Here is a 20,032-nt window from a genome sequence, read left to right as displayed (position 1 = left end):
CACGTGACCTACGCCCTCATCCCGATTCAGCGCGTCGCCGCGCCCGCTCCCGACGACGAGTTTCTCGTCATGCGGGCGCTCAGCGGGGACCATTGGGCGGAGGAAGCGTTGTACCGACGTCACGTGGGCGACGTGTTGTGCCTGGCGCGGCGCATGCTTCGCAACGACGCCGACGCGGAGGACGTGGTGCAGGACGTGTTCGTCTCCGCGTTCGACGAGCTCGAGGACCTGCAGAACGCGGACCGCTTTGGCGCGTGGGTCCGGCGCATGACGGTGAACCGGGTCTACAAGCGCATGCGTCGTCAGCGCTTGCGCCGCCTGCTCGGGCTCGACCGCACGTTCGAGGCGTGCGCGCCGCTCGCGAGCCAGGCCAGCGAGCGCGCGGGTCAGGAGGCGCGGGCCGACCTGAGGATCATCGATCGCGCGCTGGATCGCCTCGGCGCGGCAGAGCGGATCGCGTGGATCCTCCGGCGCCTTCACGGGCACTCGCTGGGCGAGGTGGCGGACCTCGTGGGGTGCAGCTTGGCCACGGCGAAGCGCCGCATCGCGCGTGCTGACGGAGTCGTGAAGACGCTCATGGAGGGCCCATGACGCAGGACCGCATCGAGCGCGCACGGGAAGCGCTGAATTCGGACGTGGACGAACGACGCGTGCAAGCCCTGTGGCGTCGCGTCGAGGCTGGTCGTCGCGGGCCGCGTCCGCGCGCGTCGAGCCGACGCGAGAGACTCGCAGTCCCGCGCAGTCGCCGGCTCCTCTCCGGGGTCGCCGTGGGGGCGCTGGTGGTGCTCCTGGGCGTGGGGTGGTCGCTGCGTGGCGACCCTTCGGGGCCACTCCGGCTGGCGGACGGCTCCCCGGTGCCTGCCACGATCACGAGCGACGTGGCCGAGTCCCTGTCGTTCGACGACGGGTCGTCTTTGGCGCTCGCGCCGGGCAGCCACGTGGACCTCCTCGAGACCACGCCCCACCATGTCCGTCTCGCGCTGCGCGGGGGGCGCGTCACCTTTCGGATCCGTCCGCGCGGACCGCGTCGCTGGGAGGTCGCGTGTGGTCCGCTGAGCGTCGAGGTCGTCGGGACGGTCTTCACCATCACGCGTGACGACGAACGCGTGGGGGTCGACGTGGCGCGTGGCGCGGTCCTCGTGCGCGGCGAGCGCGTCCCCGATCACGTGCAGCGCTTGGGCGCAGGGCAGTCTCTGGTGGTCTCGTCTGCGTCAGAGGAGCCGCCCGCTCCGCGCCGCGAGCCCGCACCGTCGCCGCAAGATCAGGACGCCGCCGCGCAGCTCGAGGAGGCTCCGGCCCGGCTCGGAGGCGTCGGCGCGCGGGAGGCACAGCGACGCCCTGGCTGGCGAGAACACCTCGAGGCAGGTCGGTACGAAGACGCCTACGACGCGTTGGGACCGGACGGATTCCAGCGCGAGGCGACCCGAACCGACGACGTCGCGGAGCTGATGCGTCTCTCGGACTTGGCGCGTCTCGCCGGCCATCCGCGCGATGCGGTGCGACCGCTCGAGCGCATCATGCAGCGCGGGGACGGTGGGCGCGCAGCGGCGATCGCCGCGTACACGCTGGGGCGCCTGAGGTTGGAGCGACTCGGCGATCCCGGCGGGGCCGTCGCGTACTTCGAGCAGAGCCTCCAGCTGGGGCTCCCCGCTGCGCTCCGCGAGCCAGCGCGCGCGCGGCTCGTTCGCGCGCTCCATGCCGACGCCGATCCCCGCGGACCCGACGCCGCGCGCCGCTACCTCGAGCTGCACCCGAACGGTGCGTCCGCAGACCTGTTTCGCGGGTGGATCGAGTGAGCGTCTCGTCGTCTCCGCACGCGCGTCGCTGCGCGCTCGCGCTGGTCGCGTGCGTCGGCATCCTCGCAGCTTCGGGCGCGCGCGCGCAGGTCGTCGACGTGTGCCAGGTCCCGGGGCTCGACGCCCGGCGCTTGGTGGAGGTCCTCCGCATCGAGGTCGGCGAGGTCGACGCCGCCTTTCGGGTCGACCAGTGCTCGGACCAACACGCACGGGTCACGGTCGCGCGCGGCGGACGTACCCTGGTGCGCGTCGTCCCGTGGGGCGACACACCAACCGCACTCCGCGTGCGCCTCGTGGCCATCGTGGTCGCCGAGTTGCTGCACACGGACGAGGCCATCCAAGAGTTCGCGCAAGACACGCGCGACCCGGGTCGTTCCCCCGGCGTGACCGCGACCGGCAGGCGCCCCCCGCCTCTCGCCCGCGAGGATGCGCAGGCTCCCTCCTCGCGGCCGCCGTCCGCCGTCGCCGAGCTGCAGGACACGGGTGCTCCGTTCCAGCTCGTCGCGCAGGTGGGGCTCCGCATCTTCCCACCCTTGCCCGTCACGTTCGCGGACGACGACCTCGTCACGTGGGATGTCGGCGTGGGTGCCGTGTGGCGCCGCTTCCTCGTGCGGGCCAGCGTCAGCGCAGGCAGCCGCAGCGAGACGGCCGGTCCGGTCAAGCTGCGAGCCTACCTGGGGATGCTCGGGGCGCGCCTGCTCGACTCCGCGGAGGGCGGTTGGCGGTTTCAAGCCGACGTGCTCGCCGCGCTCGGGACGGTCCGGGCGCGTGGGCACCTCGATCCCAACCCGGCCGTCGGGTCGGGTCGTCGTCACGGGCTCGGGTTGGGGGCCTTCCTCGGGCTCGGGCTCGCGCACGAGCACGCCCGTACCCTCGTCGGCTTCCGCTGCGAGCTCGGATATCTGAAGGGCATGGCGGTGGACCAGGGCGGTCGCCGGACGGCGACGCTCGACGGTTGGAACGTCGCGTTCTACCTGACCGTCGCCCTCGGCGTGGGGCGCTCCTCCGCGCGGGAGACGAGCGACGAGCGCGCTTCGGTCGGCCCACCGCGGTGAGCACGTGGGAGCTCGGGGGCGGCGAGCTCCAGCGTGCCTTTCAGAGCTCCGGCGTGCTCGCGCTCAGCCCTCGGCCAGCCAAGCGCGGACGGTGGCGAGCTTCACGCAGCAGACGAACACGTCCATGGCCGCCTGGATGTCGTTCAGGCTCGGGAAGCTGGGCGCCAAGCGGATGTTGCGGTCGGCCGGGTCCTTGCCGTACGGCCACGTCGCGCCAGCCGGGGTGAGCTTCACGCCCGCCGCACCCGCGAGGGCGACCACCGTAGAAGCGACCCCCGGGATGGTGTCGAAGCTGACGAAGTAGCCGCCCTCGGGCTTGGTCCAGCTGCCCATGTCGGTGCCGGCGAGCTCGCGCTCGAGCGTGCTCAGGACGGCCTCGAAGCGTGGCTGCAACAGCTGCGCGTGGCCGTCCATGTGCGCCAGGATGCCCTCGGCGTCCTTCAGGAAGCGCACGTGGCGCAGCTGGTTGACCTTGTCGGGACCGATGGTGGCCTTGCCCAGGTGCTTGCTGATGACGGCCAGGTTGGCCTTGGACGCGCCCATGAACGCGAGCCCCGCGCCCGCAAAGGTGACCTTGGACGTGCTCCCGAAGATCAGGACGCTGTCCTCGGTGCCGTGCCTGCGGCACGCGTCCATGATGGAGGCGAGGGCCGGCGCGCCTCGGTGCAGCGCGTGCACGGCGTACGCGTTGTCCCAGAACACGCGGAAGTTCGGCGCCGCGAGCTTGCCCAGCTGCGCGATGCGATCGACGACCGCGTCCGAGTAGACGATGCCGCTCGGGTTCGAGAAGCGGGGCACGCACCACATGCCCTTGATGGCTGCGTCGCCCTTCACCAGGCGCTCCACCTCGTCCATGTCGGGGCCGTCCTCGTTCATCGCCACCGGGACCATGTCGATGCCCAGGTCTTCGCAGATGCCGAAGTGTCGGTCGTAGCCCGGGACCGGGCACAGGAACTTCACGCCCGGCTCCGCGCGCCACGCGCTCCCGGCGCCGCTCGGCCCGTAGAGCCACGCGAAGAGCGCGCTGGTGTGCATCAGGGTCAGGCTCGAGTTGCCGCCGATCAGCACCTCGTCGGGGCTCACCTGCAGCATCGTGGCGAACAACTCGCGCGCCTCGGGCAGGCCGTCCAGGCCGCCGTAGTTGCGGGTGTCCGTGCCCTTCGCGTCCTTGTAGTTTCCGGCCAGGATTCCGTCGAGCGCGTCCGAGAGCGACAGCTGCGCGGCGCTCGGCTTGCCACGGGTCATGTCCAACGCGAGCCCCTTGGCGCAGAACGCATCGTACTGGGCGGCGAGGGTGGACTCTTGGGCGGCTAGGGCTTCGCGGGACGGACGGGTCACTCTGGGGCTCCTTCTTCGGACGATGGGCGAGTCATAGCGCTGTTGGACGCCATGGGCACGGATCCGCGTGTCGGGCACGCGGCGCTCTCCGGGGCGGCGCCGGGCTCAACGGGGGCCGCCGCGCAGCCAGACGGACACGGGCCCCTGCTCCGACACCACGCTGAGCGCCAACGTCACGCGCCTGCCCGCCAGGCGGGATGTGTCGATGTCGAGGGGGTACAGCTCGCCTGGCGCGCCCAGGGTGTCGAGCGCCTGTGCGTGCAGTGGCTCGTCGTCCGCGAGCACGCGCAGAGTGCCCGCGCGACCGCTGCGCGGGTCCAGGCGCGCCGTCAGCGCGAGGCGGTCCGTCAGCAGCACGCCGTCGTAGCGGATGGTGCGCGCGCGCCCCCGCTGGTCCGTGCCGAGGTGCAGCGCGGGCTCGCCATCGGGGCCCACGTGCTCCGGCGTGGCGGTGGCGAGGCCGGTGAGCGTCACGCCGCGCTCGAAGCTGGCGCACTCCCAGCTCTGGTACTCCCAGGCCAGGAAGTCGCAGGGCACCGGGGCGCTGCGCGCGCCACGCGAGAGCGTCACGCGCGCGTGCTGGACCGCGGCGGGGTCCGCCACATCGAACACGTCGCTGGCCAGCGCGCGGCGCGCGGCACCCACGAGCAGCAGCGCCACCAGCGGCGTCCCCAGCGCGATCAGCAGCGCCAGCCCTGGCCGGGCGGGCAGCCGCGCCACCAGCCGGTGCGCCGCCATGTCACACAGCGCACCGAGCGCGCCCAGCACCCGCGCCGCCGGAATGGCGAGCAGGAACAGCGCGAAGAGCGGCACCGCGGGCTGCCCGGACAGCACGCTCGGCGAGAGGAGCGACAGCAACGTGACCCCCAGCGCGACGGCCAGGTCGCGCCGTCCGACCGCCGCCAAGGCGAGGCCCGGAACGGCCAACACGAAGAGGGGTGCGGCGCCGCGCAGGGCGCTGGGGCCGTCTCCGAACACGGCGTCCAGACGCTGCGTGAGTGTGTCCGTGGGCGCCACCGCGAACACTCCCTCGAGCCCCAGCACCGCGACGCGCTCCGACGAGACGGCCAGCGGGCGGCCCCAGAACAGGAGCCCGAGGAGCAGCAACAGAGCCGGTGTCGCGGCGGACGCGAGCCCGAGGCGGAGCGCCCAGGTGCGTCGCGCGTCGTCCGAGGGGAGCGCCCGCCAGCGCGCGCGCAGCGGCGCGGCCAGCAACACCAGCGTGGCGACGGGCGCGAGCACGGGTGCCTCGGCGAAGGCCACGCAGAGGCAGGCGAGGGCGACGCTCAGGGCGGCGCACCCCCGCGCCGCGGCGACCAACGCGCCAACCAGCGCGACCGCTGTGAACAGCGGGGGGCCACCCGTCAGCAGCGCGTCGCGCACGCCGGGGAGCAGGACGACGGCGACGACCGTGGCCGCGAGTACGGTCGGCGGCCTCGGGGCGAGGGCCACCACCAGCCACGCCAGCAGGGCCGAGAGCGCGATGTGCAGCGGCAGCAGGCCCTCTCCGCCGAAGCGCGCGAAGGGCGCGCTCAACACGCTGACGAGCGGCGACGTGCGGGCCACCAGCGTGCCCCCACGGGTGCGGGCCACCTGCGATCGATGGTCGTCGTAGACGGGGTGTCCCTGCGGGGCGAGCGCCGTGCCTTCGACCGACAGCGTTCCCTCGGTGGCCAGCTGCGTGGCGGCGACGCTGCTCGTGGTGCGCGCGACGCGGTCGATGAGGTTGGGGGACGTGGCGGCGTGGGCCACCAGCACGGCGGTCACGGCGACCGCGGCCAGCGCGGCGTCACGCGCCCAGTGCGGGGGCGCTTGCGGGGAGGGGGCGCGCGCGGACAGGCGCGTCAGGGCGTCACGCAGCGGGCGCAGCAGGCTGCCGAGCGAGGCCGCCAGCGCGGGCACCAGCAGCGCGAGGGCGGGCCACAGGAAGCGGTCGCCCTCCCAGTCGTACTTGGCGAACACCAACACGGCGCATCCCAGGGCAAGCACAGAAGCCGCCACGTACCGCGGCGCGCGCCGCGCCAGCAGCGCCCAGCCGGGCAGGGCCAGCGCAAACAGCGCGAACAGGCGCGCGACGCCGTAGTGACCCAGGAACACGCGGCGTAGCCCGTCCTCGAGCGGGAAGGAGAACGCGTCGACGTGGTCTGCGATGCCCGGCACGCCGTCCACGACCACCAGCGTGCGGTTGTAGCCAGCCCAGTACGGTCGCCCGAACAGCCATGTGTTGAGCAGCGCGTAGCCCAGCAGCACGACCGTCCCGGCGCCCACGGCGCGCAGCAGCCCGCGCTTGTCGAGCGCCGCTTGCGGGGAGGTGGCCAAGAGCAAGAAGGAGGGCACCCACATGAGGCACGTCGGCTTGAGCGTGACCGTCAGCCCGAGCAGCACGCCGGCGAGCCCGCCGCGCCCACGATGGATGGCCAGCACTCCGCCGAGAAAGAGCGCCAGCAGCAGCGTGTCCACGTGGTAGTCGTACGCGTAGTTCAGGATGCTGGTGCCGAGCGGCAGCGCGATGGCGGCAATGGCAGCGGCCGCCTCGTCTGCTTCGTCCACGTAGCGGCGCGCGACGCCGAAGGCGCACGCCCCGATGGCGACGAACGTGAGCAGGTTGAAGAGCAAGAGGCCGGGCAGCCCCAGCGCATAGAAGAACGGCGCGGACAGCACGGGCAGCAGCAGCGGGTGCTTCGGGAGGTGCTCCCCGTTCCGGCCGACCGCGATGTTGCTCCACCCCGCGTCGAGGTTGCGGTTCCAGCCGAGGTCCCCGCCGTACCAGCTGCGCGCGTAGGGTTGCTCGATGGCGAGCGACTCGGTCAGCGTGGCGTTCACGTTCGTGTAGAAGCGCCCGTCGCGCAGGATGAACGTGTGCGGCACATAGGAGGACCACGCGAAGGCGGCCGCGCCGAGCAGGGTCAGGAGCCCGAGGGCGATGGCGACGTGGCGCGTCGGGTCCCAGTCGGCGCGCGTGGGGGGGTCGCTCATCGGGGCGCCCCCGCCGCGTCCACGTCAGGCGTCGTGCCCGCGCCGCTCTCCGCGCGACGCCGGTAGACGCGCCACGGCCCGTCGTGGAAGATCTCCTCGAACGCAGAGCTGCGCGCCATGCGTCCCGGCCCGCCGCGGGTCAGCACGTGGTCGTAGAAGCCCAGGTCCGTGTCCGGGTTCACGCGCTCGGGCGTCCACTCCCAACGCGGGGGGACGCGCGGCGGGCGGTTGTCCTCGCGGAAGATCACGGGGCTCTGCGGGAAGTCGTCGAAGGTGAACATCACCGCGCCGCCACGGCGCGCCTGCACCCAGGCCACGCTGTGGATGAACGGGGAGAAGCCCACGTGGCGGGAGCCGCGGTCCCAGATGAGCCCCGCCGTGCGGCTGCCCTCTGGGATGGCGGCCACCGCCTCGTCCAGCGCGCCCACCTCTTCCGTCTCGAACGCTTCGAATGCGTCGCCCACGGCGCTGGCAGAGCGCAGCGTGAGCAGCCCCGCGGCGATGACCAGCCCGACCCCCGCGGCGCCCCTCGCGCGCGGCAGCAGCGGCAGCAGGAACACCAGCGCGAGCAACGGAAAGCGCGCGCTAATGGGCCAGATCCAGTCGTACGACACGGGCGCGACGAAGTACAAGAGCGCGGCCAGGGGTGACAAGAGTCCGAGCAGGCGCAGCATGCGCGTGCGCCGCCGTCCGTCGGGCGAGGTGTCGAGCGTGTCGCCGCCCGCGCCCGCCGCGAGCCACAGCACGAGGAGCACCAGGTAGGCGACGAGCAGCTGGATGTCGGTGTCGCCGTGCAGCACGTCCGTCAGCCACATCGGCGCCTCCCGCAGCGCGGCACCTGGCGCCGCGAACTGCGGGGATGGGCCCTCGCTCGCGGGCCCGGCCAGCGTGCTCGCCTGCACCGTCGCCTGCCCTGCGGGGCTCACCTGCATCCACAGCAGCGCCGCGAGCGCGGCCGGCACCAACGCGAGCCAGCGGCGGAGGGTCTGACGCGCCCCGTCGCCCACCAGCACCAGCGCCGCGCCCAGCCCGAGGAACGCGAACGGGACGACGTGCGTGTAGAACGTGAACGTGCTGACGACCGCCAGCGCCGCGGCCACGCGCGGCGAGAACGAGAGCCGCAGCCGGACCGCGAGCGAGAGACCGAGCAGCGCCAGCGGGATGGCGGACACGAAGTTGAGGAAGCCGAGGATGAGGTGCGCGTTCCACGTCAGTGGGAGCGTCAACAGGCACAAGCGCTCGTCCCGTCCCAGGGCGCGCAAGAGCGCACGCATGGCGTAGGGCGTGCTCACGATGGCCGCGGCGAGCACGAGGCGGTTGGCCAGCTCGACCGGGAGCGCGACGGACAACACGCGCACCACGCCGTAGTAGGCCAGGTACTGGGTGCGCAGCAGGTGCACCTCGAAGAACTCGGCGAAGCGCAGACCGGGCGCGTCGTAGTCGGCCAGCACGCGCATCGCCGCCAGGTGTTGGGGCAGGTCTTGGATGGGCGGGTGCTCCACCAGGAACAACGGCGCGGCGCACGCGGCCGCCAGCAGCGCGAGCAGGGTTTCGGGGACGAGGCGGCGCGTCACGGCGCGCACAGTAGCAGCACGCGGGCACGCGCGCGTCGACAACGCGCGGGTGGGGCGCGGAGCTCGCCAGGGGGGATCTGTCGCGCGTGCGCGTACAGCTTCCGGTATGCTCTCGGTGAATGCCCACGTTGCTCCTGACCCAGTCCCAAGTTCGCGGCCTCCTCACGATGGACAACGTCGTGCCAGCTGTCGAGCGGGCCTTCGCGGCCCACGGACGGGGTGACGCGCGTATGCCCGCCAAGGTCTACCTGGACATCCCGGAGCACAGCGGCGACTTCCGCGCCATGCCAGCTGCGCTCGGTGACGCCGCCGGGGTCAAGTGGGTGAGCGTCTACGCGGACAACCCCTCGCGACACGGCCTCCCCAGCGTGATGGGGCTCTACATCCTGAATCACCCCGATACGGCGCTGCCCGCCGCCGTGCTCGATGCCACGCTGCTCACGGGGCTTCGTACCGGTGCGGCCGCGGCGGTGGCGTCGAAGGTCCTCTATCGCGATCAGCCCTCCTCGGTCGGCTTCATCGGCTGTGGGGTGCAGGCGCAGTCCATCCTGGACGCGCACCGCTTCGTGTTCGGGACCGACTTCGAGGTGCGCGCCGCCGACATCAGGCGCGACGCTGCGGAGCGCTTCGCCGACGAGAACCAGGGCGTCGCCGTGTCGCTCGAAGACGCGGCCAAGTGTGACATCGTCTGCACCGCCACACCCACGCGCATCCCTGTGCTCCGGCGCAAGTGGCTCGAGGGGCGCACCCACATCAACGCCATGGGCGCGGACGCGGCGGGCAAGCAGGAGCTCGAGACGGCCATCCTGCTCGACGCGCGCATCTACGTCGACGACGTCGAGCAGGCGCACCACAGCGGCGAGGTCAACGTGCCCATCGCCAACGGCGAGCTGGACCCGAGCGCCGCGCGCGACACCCTCGGGTCTGTCGTCGCGGGGCGCCGCGCGGCGCCCTCGTCCGAGATCACGGTCTTCGATTCCACCGGTCTGGCCATCCAGGACGCGGCCATCGCGCGCGTCGCGTTCGAGTTGGCGCGCAGCCGGGGCATCGGCCAGCAGATCGTCTTCCGGTCGTAGGCGGCGCGCTGGCCCATGGCAGAAGACGTCGCCGTGACCGAACGCACCTCCGCCCCGAGCGCCTTGCCCGCCGCGCCTACGGTGACCTTCGAAGAGTGGTCACGCGACACGCTGCGGCGTCGCGTCGAGGTCGCCGGTGTGGCCATCACGCTCATCCTCGCCGTGGCTTGGGTGGTGGGGCGCGTCGTCCTCGCGGGGACACCCAAGAACGCGCCCGGCAAGTTCTGGATCCCCATCCAGATCGGCATCGCGCTCTCGTCCGTGCTGGCCATGCGCTACCTGCCGCTCTCGCGTCGGCACCCCATCTGGGTGGCGTGCGCCTTCTCCATCACCATGGCCGCCAGCGTCGCGCTGCACCTCGGGGCCCTCGGCGGCTTCGATGGCCCCTACTTCTACGCGGTCTACATCATCGCGCCGCTCACGCTGATCCTCCCCTGCGAGCTGAAGGAGCGGCTGGTGCTCACGGTGGCCCCCACGCTGGCCTTCGTGCTCACCTTCGCGCTGGCCTACCCCAGCTACTTTCCCTACCCGATGATCCACATCCCCACCATCACGCTCCTCGCCGTGGTGGGGGTGAGCGCCTGGTTGGGCCACTCCACGCACGAGCTCACGCGTGAGCGCCACGACCTGGCCGCCGAGCTGGCCCGCCGCGCGCAGCAGGAGGCGCGCGAGCTCGAGCGGCGCGCCCTCGCGCGTGTGCTGCACGACGACCTGGCGCAGGTGACCACCGCCGCCCGCATGGAGCTGGAGTGCCTCGCGCGCGCAGCCAGCGACGCCGTCCCGCGCGATGACTTCAACCACCTCGGGGGGCTGTTGGACGCGCTCGACCGCTCCTCCAAGCGCATCGTCGGCGGGCTGCGGGAACCGCGCGACGACGACGCCCTGCCGGCGCGCATCGAGCGCATGTGCACCGTGCTCGAGCGCGGCGCCGAGGTGCGCATCGAGCGCAGCGTGGACGCGGGACCGGTGCCCGCGAGGCAACAGGAGGTGGTCTATCGGGTGGTGCAGGAGGCCCTCACCAACGCCCTGAAGCACGCGCGCGCACGGCTGCTGCGGGTGGCCGTGCGGCACGAGCGCGACGCGCTGCTGGTGACCGTGGCGGACGACGGGCGGGGCTTCGACGTCAACGCGCGCGGGGCGGGTTGGGGCTTGATCGGCATGCGTGAGCGCGTCGAGGGGTTGGGCGGCACGCTGCGCTTCGACAGCGGGGCGGGCGGCACGGCGTTGACGGCTCGCGTGCCACTTGCGACGGTACAGCATGAGTGAAACGGCGCTGGTACGACTCCTGGTAGCCGACGACCACCCCATCGTCGCCGAGGGGCTCCGTCGCTACCTCGCGCCGGCCGAAGGGCTGCGCGTGGTGGACACGCTCGGCACCATCGGCGAGCTGCTCGCGCGCCTCTCGGACCCCGCGGCCGAGCCCATCGACGTGGTGGTGTTGGACGTGCAGATCCCCGGCATGGAGGCGGGCGACACCGTGCGGGCCATCCGCCGCGCGGGCCCGCACGTGGTGCTCTTCACGCACCAGCGCCCCGACGACTACGTCGCCCGCATGGTGGCCGCCGGGGCGGAGGGGTACGTCTCCAAGTCGGACCCCGTCACGGACCTCGTGCGCGCGGTGCAGGCCGTCCAGGCAGGGCGCTCCTTCCTGAGCGAGGAGCTGCGCGCCTTGGCGGCCCGCATCACGGACAGCGCGCCGCCCCACGCGGCCCTCACGGAGCGCGAGCACACCGTGTTCATCCTGCTCGCGCGTGGCGCGACGCCCAAGGAGGTGGGCTTCGACCTGGGCCTGTCGGGGAGCACCGTCTACTCGCACATCGAGAAGATCCGTCAGAAGCTCGGCGCGACCAACCTGGCAGACATCCAGCGTTACGGCGAGCGGTGGGGCTTCATGGACCCTCCGCCCGAGCGTTGAAGGCCTGTAGCAAGAACCCCCCGCGGAGCCGCCGAAGGGCACCCCGGGCTTCAGACACAGCCTCTCGACCCCGGGTGCCTTTCGGCGGGATCTGGCTTCAGCCCCAGAGTCTGGGCGTCAGAACACCGACAGCCTGGTCTTCTCCACGAACAGCTCGAGCGCGCGCATGCCAGCCACCGAGTTGCCGCTGGGCCCGAGCCCCGGCGCCCACACGCAGAGCGTCAGCTGGTCCGGGATGACGGCCACGATGCCGCCTCCCACGCCGCTCTTGCACGGCAGGCCGATGCGGTACGCGAACTCGCCCGCAGCGTCGTAGGTGCCGCAGGTGAGCATCAGCGCGTTCACGCGCCGCGCCTGCTTGGACGAGAGCACGGCACGCTCATCGCGCGGGTGGCGCCCGTCGCGGCACAGGTAGCCAAACGCCCGCGCCAGCTCGGCGCAGCTCATGCTGAGCGCGCACTGGTGGAAGTACAGGTCCAGCACCTCCTCCACGGGGTTGTCGAGCTTGCCAAAGCTCTTCATGAAGTTGGCCATGGCGTAGTTGCGGAAGCCCGTCGCGGCCTCGCTGTTGGCCACCTCGCGGTCGAACGCGATGGGTGTCCCGGCGAGGTCCGACGCGAGCGCACGCAGCGACTCCTTGGCGTGCGCGTCGCCGCTGACGAGGCGGTCTGCCACGGCGATGGCGCCCGCGTTGATGAGCGGGTTGCGGGGCACACCGTGCTCGTGCTCCAGCTGCACCAGCGAGTTGAACGGATCCCCCGAGGGCTCGCGCCCAATACGCTCCCACAAGCGCTCGCCGAGGCGCTGCATGCCCAGCGTGAGCGACAGCACCTTGGAGATGCTCTGGATCGAGAAGCGGGTGTCCGCGCTGCCGGCCGCCACCTCGAGCCCGTCCACCGTGCACAGCGCGATGCCGAACTGCCGCGGGTCCACTCGCGCGAGCGCCGGGATGTAGGTCGCCACGGCGCCCTCCTTGGTCAGGGGCAGACACGTGTGGGCGATCTCGTCGAGGATGGGCTGGAAGTCCACGAGCAGAGGCTGCCTCGAATCGAGCCAGAACGCATCGCTGATGTAGGGGTGACACGCATCCCAACGACGACGGGCGGTGGGCACGTGCACTCCGCGCCCCCGGCTTCCCCCAACGCCACGCGCCGCGCCTGGGCGGCCGGCTTGCAAGCCCGCCGTGCCGACCTACCCTCAGCGCCTATGCCAAGCCTCGCAGACGCCCTGTCCGACCCCGCCAAGAAGCCTGCCATCGTCGACGACTGCCTCGCGCTCATCGACGCGGAGGTGAAGTCCAAGAACTTCCTCATCAAGGCCGGCTACAAGACGGTCAGCGGCATCAAGCCCGGCTTCATCCGCAACGTGGTCAGCGACCTCCTGCCCGAGTTCGCCAAGGCCCTCGACCCGCTGCACCAGGAGGCCGTGGCTGCCGGCAAGGACGTCGTGGCCCACTTCAGCGCCAACGCCGGGCGCGCCGCCGACGCCATGCTGTCCATCACGGACGGCAAGGCCGAGCGCTCCACCAACGGCGTGGTCAAGAAGGCCTACGGCTCGCTGCGTGGCACCGCCAAGAGCAACGTGGAAGCGGCCATCCCCGCGCTCGCGCGGCTCGTGGTCAAGCACGCGAGCTGAGGCTGCCGTGGCGCTGCGCCCGGACGGGGCGTTCAGCTCGCGAAGACCTCGTCGATGAGCATCCGCTGCTCCAGCTTGTGCGCGCCGCTCGACCCGGTGGCCGGGCTGGCGCTCTCGGGTCGTGCCACGCAGCGCAGCGGCAAGCGGTGCTCCACGATCTCTGGCAGGCGCGCGCGGATGAAGTACCAGGCGCCCATGTTCCACGGCTCCTCCTGGCACCACACCAGGTCCGTGCCGTCGGCATAGGGCGCGAGGGCGTCGCGGATCTCCTCCGGGTGCAGCGGGTACAGCTGCTCGAGGCGCAGCAGCGCGACGTGGTCGGCGCCCAGCTTCTCGCGCTCCTCTTCGAGGTCGAAGTACACCTTGCCGCTGCACAGCACCACACGGGTGACCTTGCTCGCGTCCTTCGGCGCGCCCTTGCTGTCGGAAGCGGCGTCCGGGAGCAGGCGCTCGAAGCGCCCCGTGGCCAGCTCGTCGAGTGTGCTCACGGCGCGCTTGTGCCGCAGCAGGCTCTTGGGCGTCATGATGACCAGCGGCTTGCGCCACGGGCGCAGCACCTGGCGGCGCAGCACGTGGAAGACCTGCGCGGGCGTGGTCAGGTTGACCACCTGCATGTTGTCTTCGGCGCACAGCATGAGGAAGCGCTCGAGGCGCGCGCTGCTGTGCTCGGGGCCTTGTCCCTCGAAGCCGTGCGGCAGGGCCAGCACCAGACCCGAGAGGCGGTGCCACTTGTCCTCGGACGACGAGATGAACTGGTCGATGATGACCTGCGCCGTGTTCATGAAGTCGCCGAACTGGGCCTCCCACAGGATGAGCGCGTCCGGCGTGTCGAGCGAGTAGCCCCACTCGAAGCCCACCACGCCCGCCTCGCTGAGAGGGCTGTCGACGATCTCGAGGCGCGCCTGGTTGTCGCTCAGGTGGCCGAGGCGCGTGTAGCGAGCGCCCGTGACCGAGTCGAAGATGACGGCGTGGCGGTGGCTGAACGTGCCGCGCCGCACGTCCTGTCCGGTGAGGCGGCAGGGGATGCCCTCCACCAGCATGGAGGACAGCGCGAGGTTCTCGGCCGTGCCCCAGTCCACCTCGACCCCGGTGGTCATGATCTCCCGCTGCTTGTCGAGCACGAAGCGCTTGAGGCGCGGGTGCGGCGTGAAGCCGTCCGGGATGGTGGTGAGCTTGTCGATCAGCGCCACCAGCTTCTCGCGCGGGTAGCCCGTGTCGACCCGCGGGGTGTCCACGTCGCGCCCGCCCGTGTAGGACTCCCACACGCCCAGCATGGCCGACGGCTTCAGCGCGAACTTTCCGCGTCGCGCCTCTTCGAGGGCCTGGTCCAGGAACGCGCGCCGGCGGTTCTCGATGTCCTCGGCCTGCTGCCGGGTGATCTTGCCCGTCTCCACCAGGCGCTCGATGTAGACCTGCCGCACCGTGCGCTTCTGGTCCACCGCGGCGTACATGAGCGGCTGCGTGAAGCGCGGCTCGTCGCCCTCGTTGTGCCCGTACTTGCGGTAGCAGTAGAGGTCCACCACCACGTCGCGCCCGAAGCGCTGACGGTACTCGGCCGCCAGGTGCGCCACCTGCGCCACCGCCTCGGGGTCCTCGCCGTTCACGTGGAACACGGGGCAGCGCAGCATGCGCGTGATGTCCGTACAGTAGCGGGTGCTGCGCGCGTCCTCCGGGTTGGTGGTGAAGCCGATCTGATTGTTGATGATGACGTGCACGGTGCCGCCCGTGCGGTACCCGCCGATCTCGCTGAGGTTCAGCGTCTCGGCCACGACGCCCTGGCCGATGAACGCGCTGTCACCGTGGATGAGCAGGGGCAGCACCCGCGAGCGCGCCTTGTCGCCCTTGCGGTCCTGCTTGGCGCGCACACGCCCCTCGACGACCGGGTTGACCCACTCGAGGTGGCTGGGGTTGAAGGCCAGCGTCATGTGGATCTCGCGCCCGGCCTCGGTCTTGCGGTCGGTCGAGAAGCCCATGTGGTACTTCACGTCGCCGCGCCCCATGTTGCTGCGCGGGTCCTTGTCCTCGAAGCCCGCGAAGATGTCGCGCACGTCCATCTCGAGGATGTTGACCATGACGTTCAGGCGCCCGCGGTGGGCCATGCCGATGACGATCTCGTCGACGCCGTGCTCGGAGGCGCGCTCGATCAGCAGGTCCAGCAGCGGCACCACGCTCTCGCCGCCCTCGAGCGAGAAGCGCTTCGCGCCGATGTACTTGGTGTGCAGGAACTGCTCGAAGATCTCGGCGTCCGTGAGCTTCGTGAGGATGCGCAGCTGGTCGTGCACGTCGAGCTGCGTGTGGTTGGTGCTGGACTCCATCTCGTCCTGCAGCCACTCGCGGGCCTCCTTGTCCTCCAAGAAGGTGTATTCGACGCCGATGGTGCGCGTGTAGGTCTCGCGCAGACGCTCCACGATCTCACCGAGGGGCAGCGAGGGAGGACCGGAGAAGTCGTCCGTGGAGAACACCGTGCTCGGGTCCACGTTGGCGAGGCCATAGCGTTCGAGCGCGAGCTCCGTGGGGGGCAGGTCCTTCAGCCCGAGGGGATCGAGCTTGGCGTACAGGTGCCCGCGCACGCGGTAGGCGTTGATGAGCGCCGAGAGGCGCGCCTGCAGCTGGGTGGCGGCGAGCATCTCGCCCGTGGGCGGGAACGAGGGCCGGCCCGCGACGCGCTCGGCGACGAAGGGGAGGTTCTCGGCCCCCGGCGGGAAGAACACCGACGGAGAGGCGCCCGGGAGGCCGGCGAGGGGCGCTGGGCTGGCGTTGGCGACGCCGTTCGACGCGTGTGTCTCGCGCGGGAGCGGCGCGCTGGGCACGTGCTCGGCCGGGGCAGTGAGGGACCCCGACGACGTGAGCTGGGGCCACTCCCCCTGGGGCAGGTTGTCGAAGTACTTCCGCCAGGCGGGCTCGACCGCGCTGGGGTTGCTCATCCACGCGAGGAACATCTCCTCGACGAGGCCTTGGTTGACACCAAAATCGGACATCAGTCGCCTTGTTGTTGGCCCTCGGACTCGGGCTTGCGCGAGCGTACCAGCCGCTCACCCACGATCGCTAGCACGAGGATGCCCACGATCACGCCGAGCGAGACCAGGTTGGGGATGTGCACCATGTTGTGCAGGATCATCTTCAGCCCGATGAACACCAGGATGGCGGCCAGGGCGTACGCCAGCACGTCGAACTCGGCCAGCATCCCTTCGAGCATGAAGTACAGCGACCGCAGCCCGAGGATGGCGAAGATGTTCGACGTGAACACCAGGAAGGGCTCGGTGGTGACCGCGAGCACGGCGGGGACGCTGTCGAGGGCGAAGGCCACGTCGGTCCACTCGATGACCACCAAGCACAGCGCGAGGATGGTGAACGCGAAGCCCCCTTCACGTGTGACGAACTTTCCGTGGTGCTCGCCGCCGCGCATGGGCATGACGCGGCTGGCGACACGGAACACGAGGCCCTTCTCGGGGTCCACCTCCTCGTCGCCGCCGCGCACGCTGGAGATGCCCTGCCAGATCAGCCACGCCCCGAAGAAGTAGAAGATCCAGTCGAAGTGTTGGATCAACCAGATGCCGCCGAAGATCATGATGGCGCGCATCACGAGGGCCCCGAGGATGCCCCAGAACAGCACGCGGTGACGGTACTGACGGGCGATGCCGAAGCGCTCGAACACGATCGCGATGACGAAGATGTTGTCGATGCTGAGCGACTTCTCGAGCAGGTAGCCCGTGATGTAGAGCGTCAGCGCCTCCACCCCGTCCGACACCAGCGGGGATTGGTGCGCGAGGCTCACCCCGAACCAGTGGTTCTCGTAGATGAGGTAGACCAACCCACCGAAGCTGACGCCGAGCGTGATCCAGAAGGCCGTCCAGCGCGAGGCCTCCTTGAAGCCGATCACGTGGTGCTCACGGTTCAGGACGCCGAGGTCGAGCGCCAGCAGCGCCGCCACGAGAACGAAGAAGCCGATCCAGACGTAGGTCATAGGCGTTGGGGGAAGCGGACGATACCAGGCAACGCCGCTCCGCGCTCTCGGGCGTCAGCTTTTCTTGGCGCTCATGCGCTGTTGGACCAACCGCAGGCTGCGCGCCGCGTCCACCAGGTCCGGGTCGAACTGCACCGCCCGCTTGAAGGACTTCTCGGCCGACTCGAAGTTCTCGTCCACGAGGGCCAGGCGCCCCGCGACGTAGTGCGCGAAGGCCAAGCGGCGATCGGCGCGCAGGCAGTCCATCATGCGCGCCTCCACCGAGGAACGCGCGTCGACGACCTCCGCCGAGGTGGCGGTCAGGAAGCGCGCCCAGGCCAGGTAGAGCGCGTACTCGTCGGACGGGTGCCGCAGGAACGCGTGGTCGAACTGCTGGCGCGCGGCGGCCGTGCGCCCTTGCTCCAGGTCCACTCGGCCGCGCTGGAAGTAGGTCTCCGCTTCGACGCGCGGGTCGGTCTCGACGGTCTGCCCGGCCTTGACGGAGGGCATGGTGTGGCTCGACCCTGGGCGGCGTCCACGCAGCGCGGCGACCGCCGCTGCGGCGCTCCCGGCCCCGCGTGGAGGGCGACCGCCCGTGACGCCCTTGAGCCCCTTCAGTACGCGTGCCCGTGCCGAGGCGAGCTCTTCGGCGCGCGCCTCGCGGCCACCCGCTGGCTCCGACGCGTCCTCCGTCGTCGGGGTCGTCGGGGCGGCCTCCAAGGGGAGACGCGGCGTGGCCCGCTCCGCCGCGTCTGGCGTGCTCGGCGGCGGGGGTCGCAGCGACGGTACGCTGCGGTCCTCCACGTCCTCCACCAGCGCCCGGTCGATGCAGGGGCGGTCGCTGCGGGGGCGCTCGGAGCGCGCGCGATCGGGCTCGCAGTCCTCCACCAGGCCCGCCAGCCACAGCAGGAGCGTGACGCGCATGCGGGCCGTCGACGGAGGGTCGCCGACGATCTCCGCCAGCCGCGTGGGCTCACGCAGCTGCCGCGCCACCTGCAGCTCTTCCCCGGAGAACGCGAAGCGCGCGGCGCCCCAGTCGGTGGGGTTCGTGAGCCGCCAGCGTCGCTCGAGGGACAGCATCAACAGCGGGAACAGGCGCTCCTCGTCGTAGAACTCGTGCATGCCGGTCATGATCGCGGCGCCGAGCTCGACCGGGAAGCGGGGCACCCGCCCCGTGTAGGAGCTGCCTTCGTCGAAGTAGCGCACGGAGCGCTCGTACTGCAGGCAGCCCATCAGTCGGCTCCGCACCTGCCCCGCCAGGCCCTCCGTGACGTCCTGTGGGGTCAGGTAGCCGAGCCCGATGGCCACCTCGCCGAAGCGCATCTCTTCGTGCTCGACCAGGGCGTCGGTCATGCGCTGGAGCACGGCCACGTACTGCGCCTGCGTCAGCTTGCCAGAGTGCACCAGCACCCTTCCGAGGGTGTCGGTCAGCGTGCCGCCCTCGGCGTACACCAGCTGCCCCTCGAGGAAGTACAGCAGCGTGTGCACGCCAGCGCTGATGACCTCCAGCTGACCGGTCGCCGCGCGAGCCTCGAGGATGAGCAGCTCTCGGATGAGATCAGGGCCGACGTCCACGGCTCCAGCTAACGCGATTCGACCGACGAGTGCAACGTGTCGCGTGAGCCTTCTGCGTATTCACCAGCGCGCAGTGCGGCCACAGCGGAATCGACGGCCCCGCGCTCGGGGCTCGCGATGAACAGGTACTCCTTGTTGTGCAGGTGGCTGACCGTCCCCACGCGCTTGCCGCTCGGGTCGTGCTGGCCGATCTGCGCCCCGACGTAGCGCTTCATCGGCGTGGCCACGACCGCCACGTGGCCACGCTCGGCGAGCAACTCCGAGAGCTCGTCGCGCGTGACGAAGCCCTCGTTGCTGAACGACACCACCAGGTGCTTGGCGCGCGCCGCACGGATGAGGTCGCGCAGCGCCTCGTGGATCTGCTTGCGGGAGTTGAAGGGCGTGTGCCTCTCCCGGCAGTCGATGCGCTTCTGCGCGACACCGTACGTCTCGGGCGCGTCCCAGCGCACGAGCGTCTCCCAGATGTGGTAGTTCCCGAGGTAGCGGTGCTGGTTGTAGGGCGGGTCCAGGTAGGCGACGTCCACCTCGCGGGCCTGCACGGCGTCGAGCGCGTCCAGCTGCAGCGCCTCACCTCGCCCAGGCAGCACGTCGGGCATCCGCAGGGACAGGTCGTTGTGAGCGCGTGCCGCCCACTGTTTCAGGTAGGCCATCTGTACGCCCGTGGTCGAGTCCACGCGGTCCGCCGCCTCCATCAGCGACACCAGGCACACGGCCTCCACGTCAGGCGGGAGCGACAGCGCAGCGATGCGGTTGCGCATGGCGTCGACGCGCGCGCCGTTCTTCGGGTGGAAGAAGCGGGCCTTCTCGCAGAAGGTCTCGGTGAAGTAGCCGGGCTGCGGCGGCAGCGCGCTCAGCTCCGACAGCACGCGCGTGACGTCGTCGCGCACCGCGTCCGCGTCGGCCTGCACGTAGCAGCGCGCCAGGGTCGCGGCGTAGCTCAGCTGGTCGTTGGCCGTGACCTGCATCCCGGCGCGCTTCAGGGCGTGGCCCACGCGCGACGTCCCCGAGAACACGTCCATCACGCGTCCACCACCTAGGGCCGTGACTGCAGAAACGATGCGCGGGAGCAACAGGCGCTTGGAGCCGAGGTACTTGATCAAGGGCTGCGAGCCTGCGCCGCGTGCGCCGCAGTTGCAAATGCAATGTTTC

General features: G+C 71.2%; 15 protein-coding genes. 7 read left to right on the top strand and 8 right to left on the bottom strand.

The window, feature by feature from the left end; genetic code table 11:
* Nucleotides 1-3 precede the first annotated feature (3 nt).
* Genes H6726_02580 through H6726_02570 form a run of 3 tightly spaced genes read left to right on the top strand, consistent with a single transcriptional unit; the run spans nt 4 to nt 2,851 of the window.
* The gene (locus tag H6726_02580; GenBank protein ID MCB9656509.1) at nt 4-591 is read left to right on the top strand and encodes an RNA polymerase sigma factor; all 588 of its coding nucleotides are present in this window, start codon (nt 4-6) and stop codon (nt 589-591) included.
* A complete protein-coding gene (locus H6726_02575; GenBank protein MCB9656508.1) occupies nt 588-1,796 on the top strand; it encodes a FecR domain-containing protein in 1,209 nt (402 codons plus the stop codon). The genes H6726_02580 and H6726_02575 overlap by 4 nt, the downstream gene beginning before the upstream one ends.
* Complete coding sequence (locus H6726_02570) at nt 1,793-2,851, top strand: hypothetical protein (GenBank protein ID MCB9656507.1); 1,059 nt, start codon at nt 1,793-1,795, stop codon at nt 2,849-2,851. The genes H6726_02575 and H6726_02570 overlap by 4 nt, the downstream gene beginning before the upstream one ends.
* Before the next feature lie 63 nt (nt 2,852-2,914).
* Here the strand turns inward: H6726_02570 and H6726_02565 are convergent, their stop codons facing one another.
* The 3 genes from H6726_02565 to H6726_02555 all read right to left on the bottom strand — a co-directional run bounded on the left by H6726_02565 (nt 2,915) and on the right by H6726_02555 (nt 8,739).
* Nucleotides 2,915-4,189 carry an aminotransferase class I/II-fold pyridoxal phosphate-dependent enzyme gene (locus H6726_02565; protein MCB9656506.1) on the bottom strand — a complete coding sequence of 425 codons (1,275 nt, stop codon included), beginning with the start codon at nt 4,187-4,189 and terminating at the stop codon, nt 2,915-2,917.
* Between the two features lie 105 nt (nt 4,190-4,294).
* Nucleotides 4,295-7,165, bottom strand: coding sequence for a DUF2029 domain-containing protein (locus H6726_02560; protein MCB9656505.1), 2,871 nt, complete (start codon nt 7,163-7,165; stop codon nt 4,295-4,297).
* Nucleotides 7,162-8,739, bottom strand: a complete 1,578-nt coding sequence (locus H6726_02555; GenBank protein MCB9656504.1) for a hypothetical protein — start codon at nt 8,737-8,739, stop codon at nt 7,162-7,164. The genes H6726_02560 and H6726_02555 overlap by 4 nt, the downstream gene beginning before the upstream one ends.
* 119 nt (nt 8,740-8,858) lie before the next feature.
* Here H6726_02555 and H6726_02550 point away from each other — a divergent pair, with 119 nt between their 5' ends.
* Genes H6726_02550 through H6726_02540 form a run of 3 tightly spaced genes read left to right on the top strand, consistent with a single transcriptional unit; the run spans nt 8,859 to nt 11,730 of the window.
* Nucleotides 8,859-9,815 carry an ornithine cyclodeaminase family protein gene (locus H6726_02550; protein MCB9656503.1) on the top strand — a complete coding sequence of 319 codons (957 nt, stop codon included), beginning with the start codon at nt 8,859-8,861 and terminating at the stop codon, nt 9,813-9,815.
* Nucleotides 9,816-9,830: 15 nt separating this feature from the next.
* Nucleotides 9,831-11,081, top strand: coding sequence for a hypothetical protein (locus H6726_02545; GenBank protein MCB9656502.1), 1,251 nt, complete (start codon nt 9,831-9,833; stop codon nt 11,079-11,081).
* Nucleotides 11,074-11,730 carry a response regulator transcription factor gene (locus tag H6726_02540; GenBank protein ID MCB9656501.1) on the top strand — a complete coding sequence of 219 codons (657 nt, stop codon included), beginning with the start codon at nt 11,074-11,076 and terminating at the stop codon, nt 11,728-11,730. The genes H6726_02545 and H6726_02540 overlap by 8 nt, the downstream gene beginning before the upstream one ends.
* 117 nt (nt 11,731-11,847) lie before the next feature.
* Here H6726_02540 and H6726_02535 read toward each other — a convergent pair whose 3' ends face one another.
* Nucleotides 11,848-12,759, bottom strand: a complete 912-nt coding sequence (locus H6726_02535; protein ID MCB9656500.1) for a glutaminase — start codon at nt 12,757-12,759, stop codon at nt 11,848-11,850.
* 177 nt (nt 12,760-12,936) lie between these two features.
* Between H6726_02535 and H6726_02530 the strand changes: the two genes are divergently transcribed.
* Entirely contained in the window at nt 12,937-13,365 is a 429-nt protein-coding gene (locus H6726_02530; GenBank protein MCB9656499.1) for a hypothetical protein, read from the top strand.
* Nucleotides 13,366-13,397: 32 nt separating this feature from the next.
* Here the strand turns inward: H6726_02530 and H6726_02525 are convergent, their stop codons facing one another.
* Genes H6726_02525 through H6726_02510 form a run of 4 tightly spaced genes read right to left on the bottom strand, consistent with a single transcriptional unit; the run spans nt 13,398 to nt 19,983 of the window.
* Complete coding sequence (locus tag H6726_02525; protein MCB9656498.1) at nt 13,398-16,346, bottom strand: 2-oxoglutarate dehydrogenase E1 component; 2,949 nt, start codon at nt 16,344-16,346, stop codon at nt 13,398-13,400.
* Nucleotides 16,343-17,329 carry a TerC/Alx family metal homeostasis membrane protein gene (locus tag H6726_02520; protein MCB9656497.1) on the bottom strand — a complete coding sequence of 329 codons (987 nt, stop codon included), beginning with the start codon at nt 17,327-17,329 and terminating at the stop codon, nt 16,343-16,345. The genes H6726_02525 and H6726_02520 overlap by 4 nt, the downstream gene beginning before the upstream one ends.
* Nucleotides 17,330-17,383: 54 nt before the next feature.
* Nucleotides 17,384-18,883 carry a hypothetical protein gene (locus tag H6726_02515; GenBank protein ID MCB9656496.1) on the bottom strand — a complete coding sequence of 500 codons (1,500 nt, stop codon included), beginning with the start codon at nt 18,881-18,883 and terminating at the stop codon, nt 17,384-17,386.
* Between the two features lie 8 nt (nt 18,884-18,891).
* Nucleotides 18,892-19,983 (bottom strand): DNA adenine methylase, encoded by a 1,092-nt coding sequence (locus H6726_02510; protein MCB9656495.1) that lies wholly within the window; start codon nt 19,981-19,983, stop codon nt 18,892-18,894.
* Nucleotides 19,984-20,032: the final 49 nt, after the last annotated feature.

It is taken from the genome of Sandaracinaceae bacterium (assembly GCA_020633055.1).
In the GTDB taxonomy this organism is placed as follows: Bacteria; Myxococcota_A; Polyangia; order Polyangiales; family Houyiibacteriaceae; genus JADJJE01.
The sequence above is the reverse complement of the archived record's forward strand: the minus strand, read 5'-3'. Positions and strand labels throughout refer to the sequence as shown.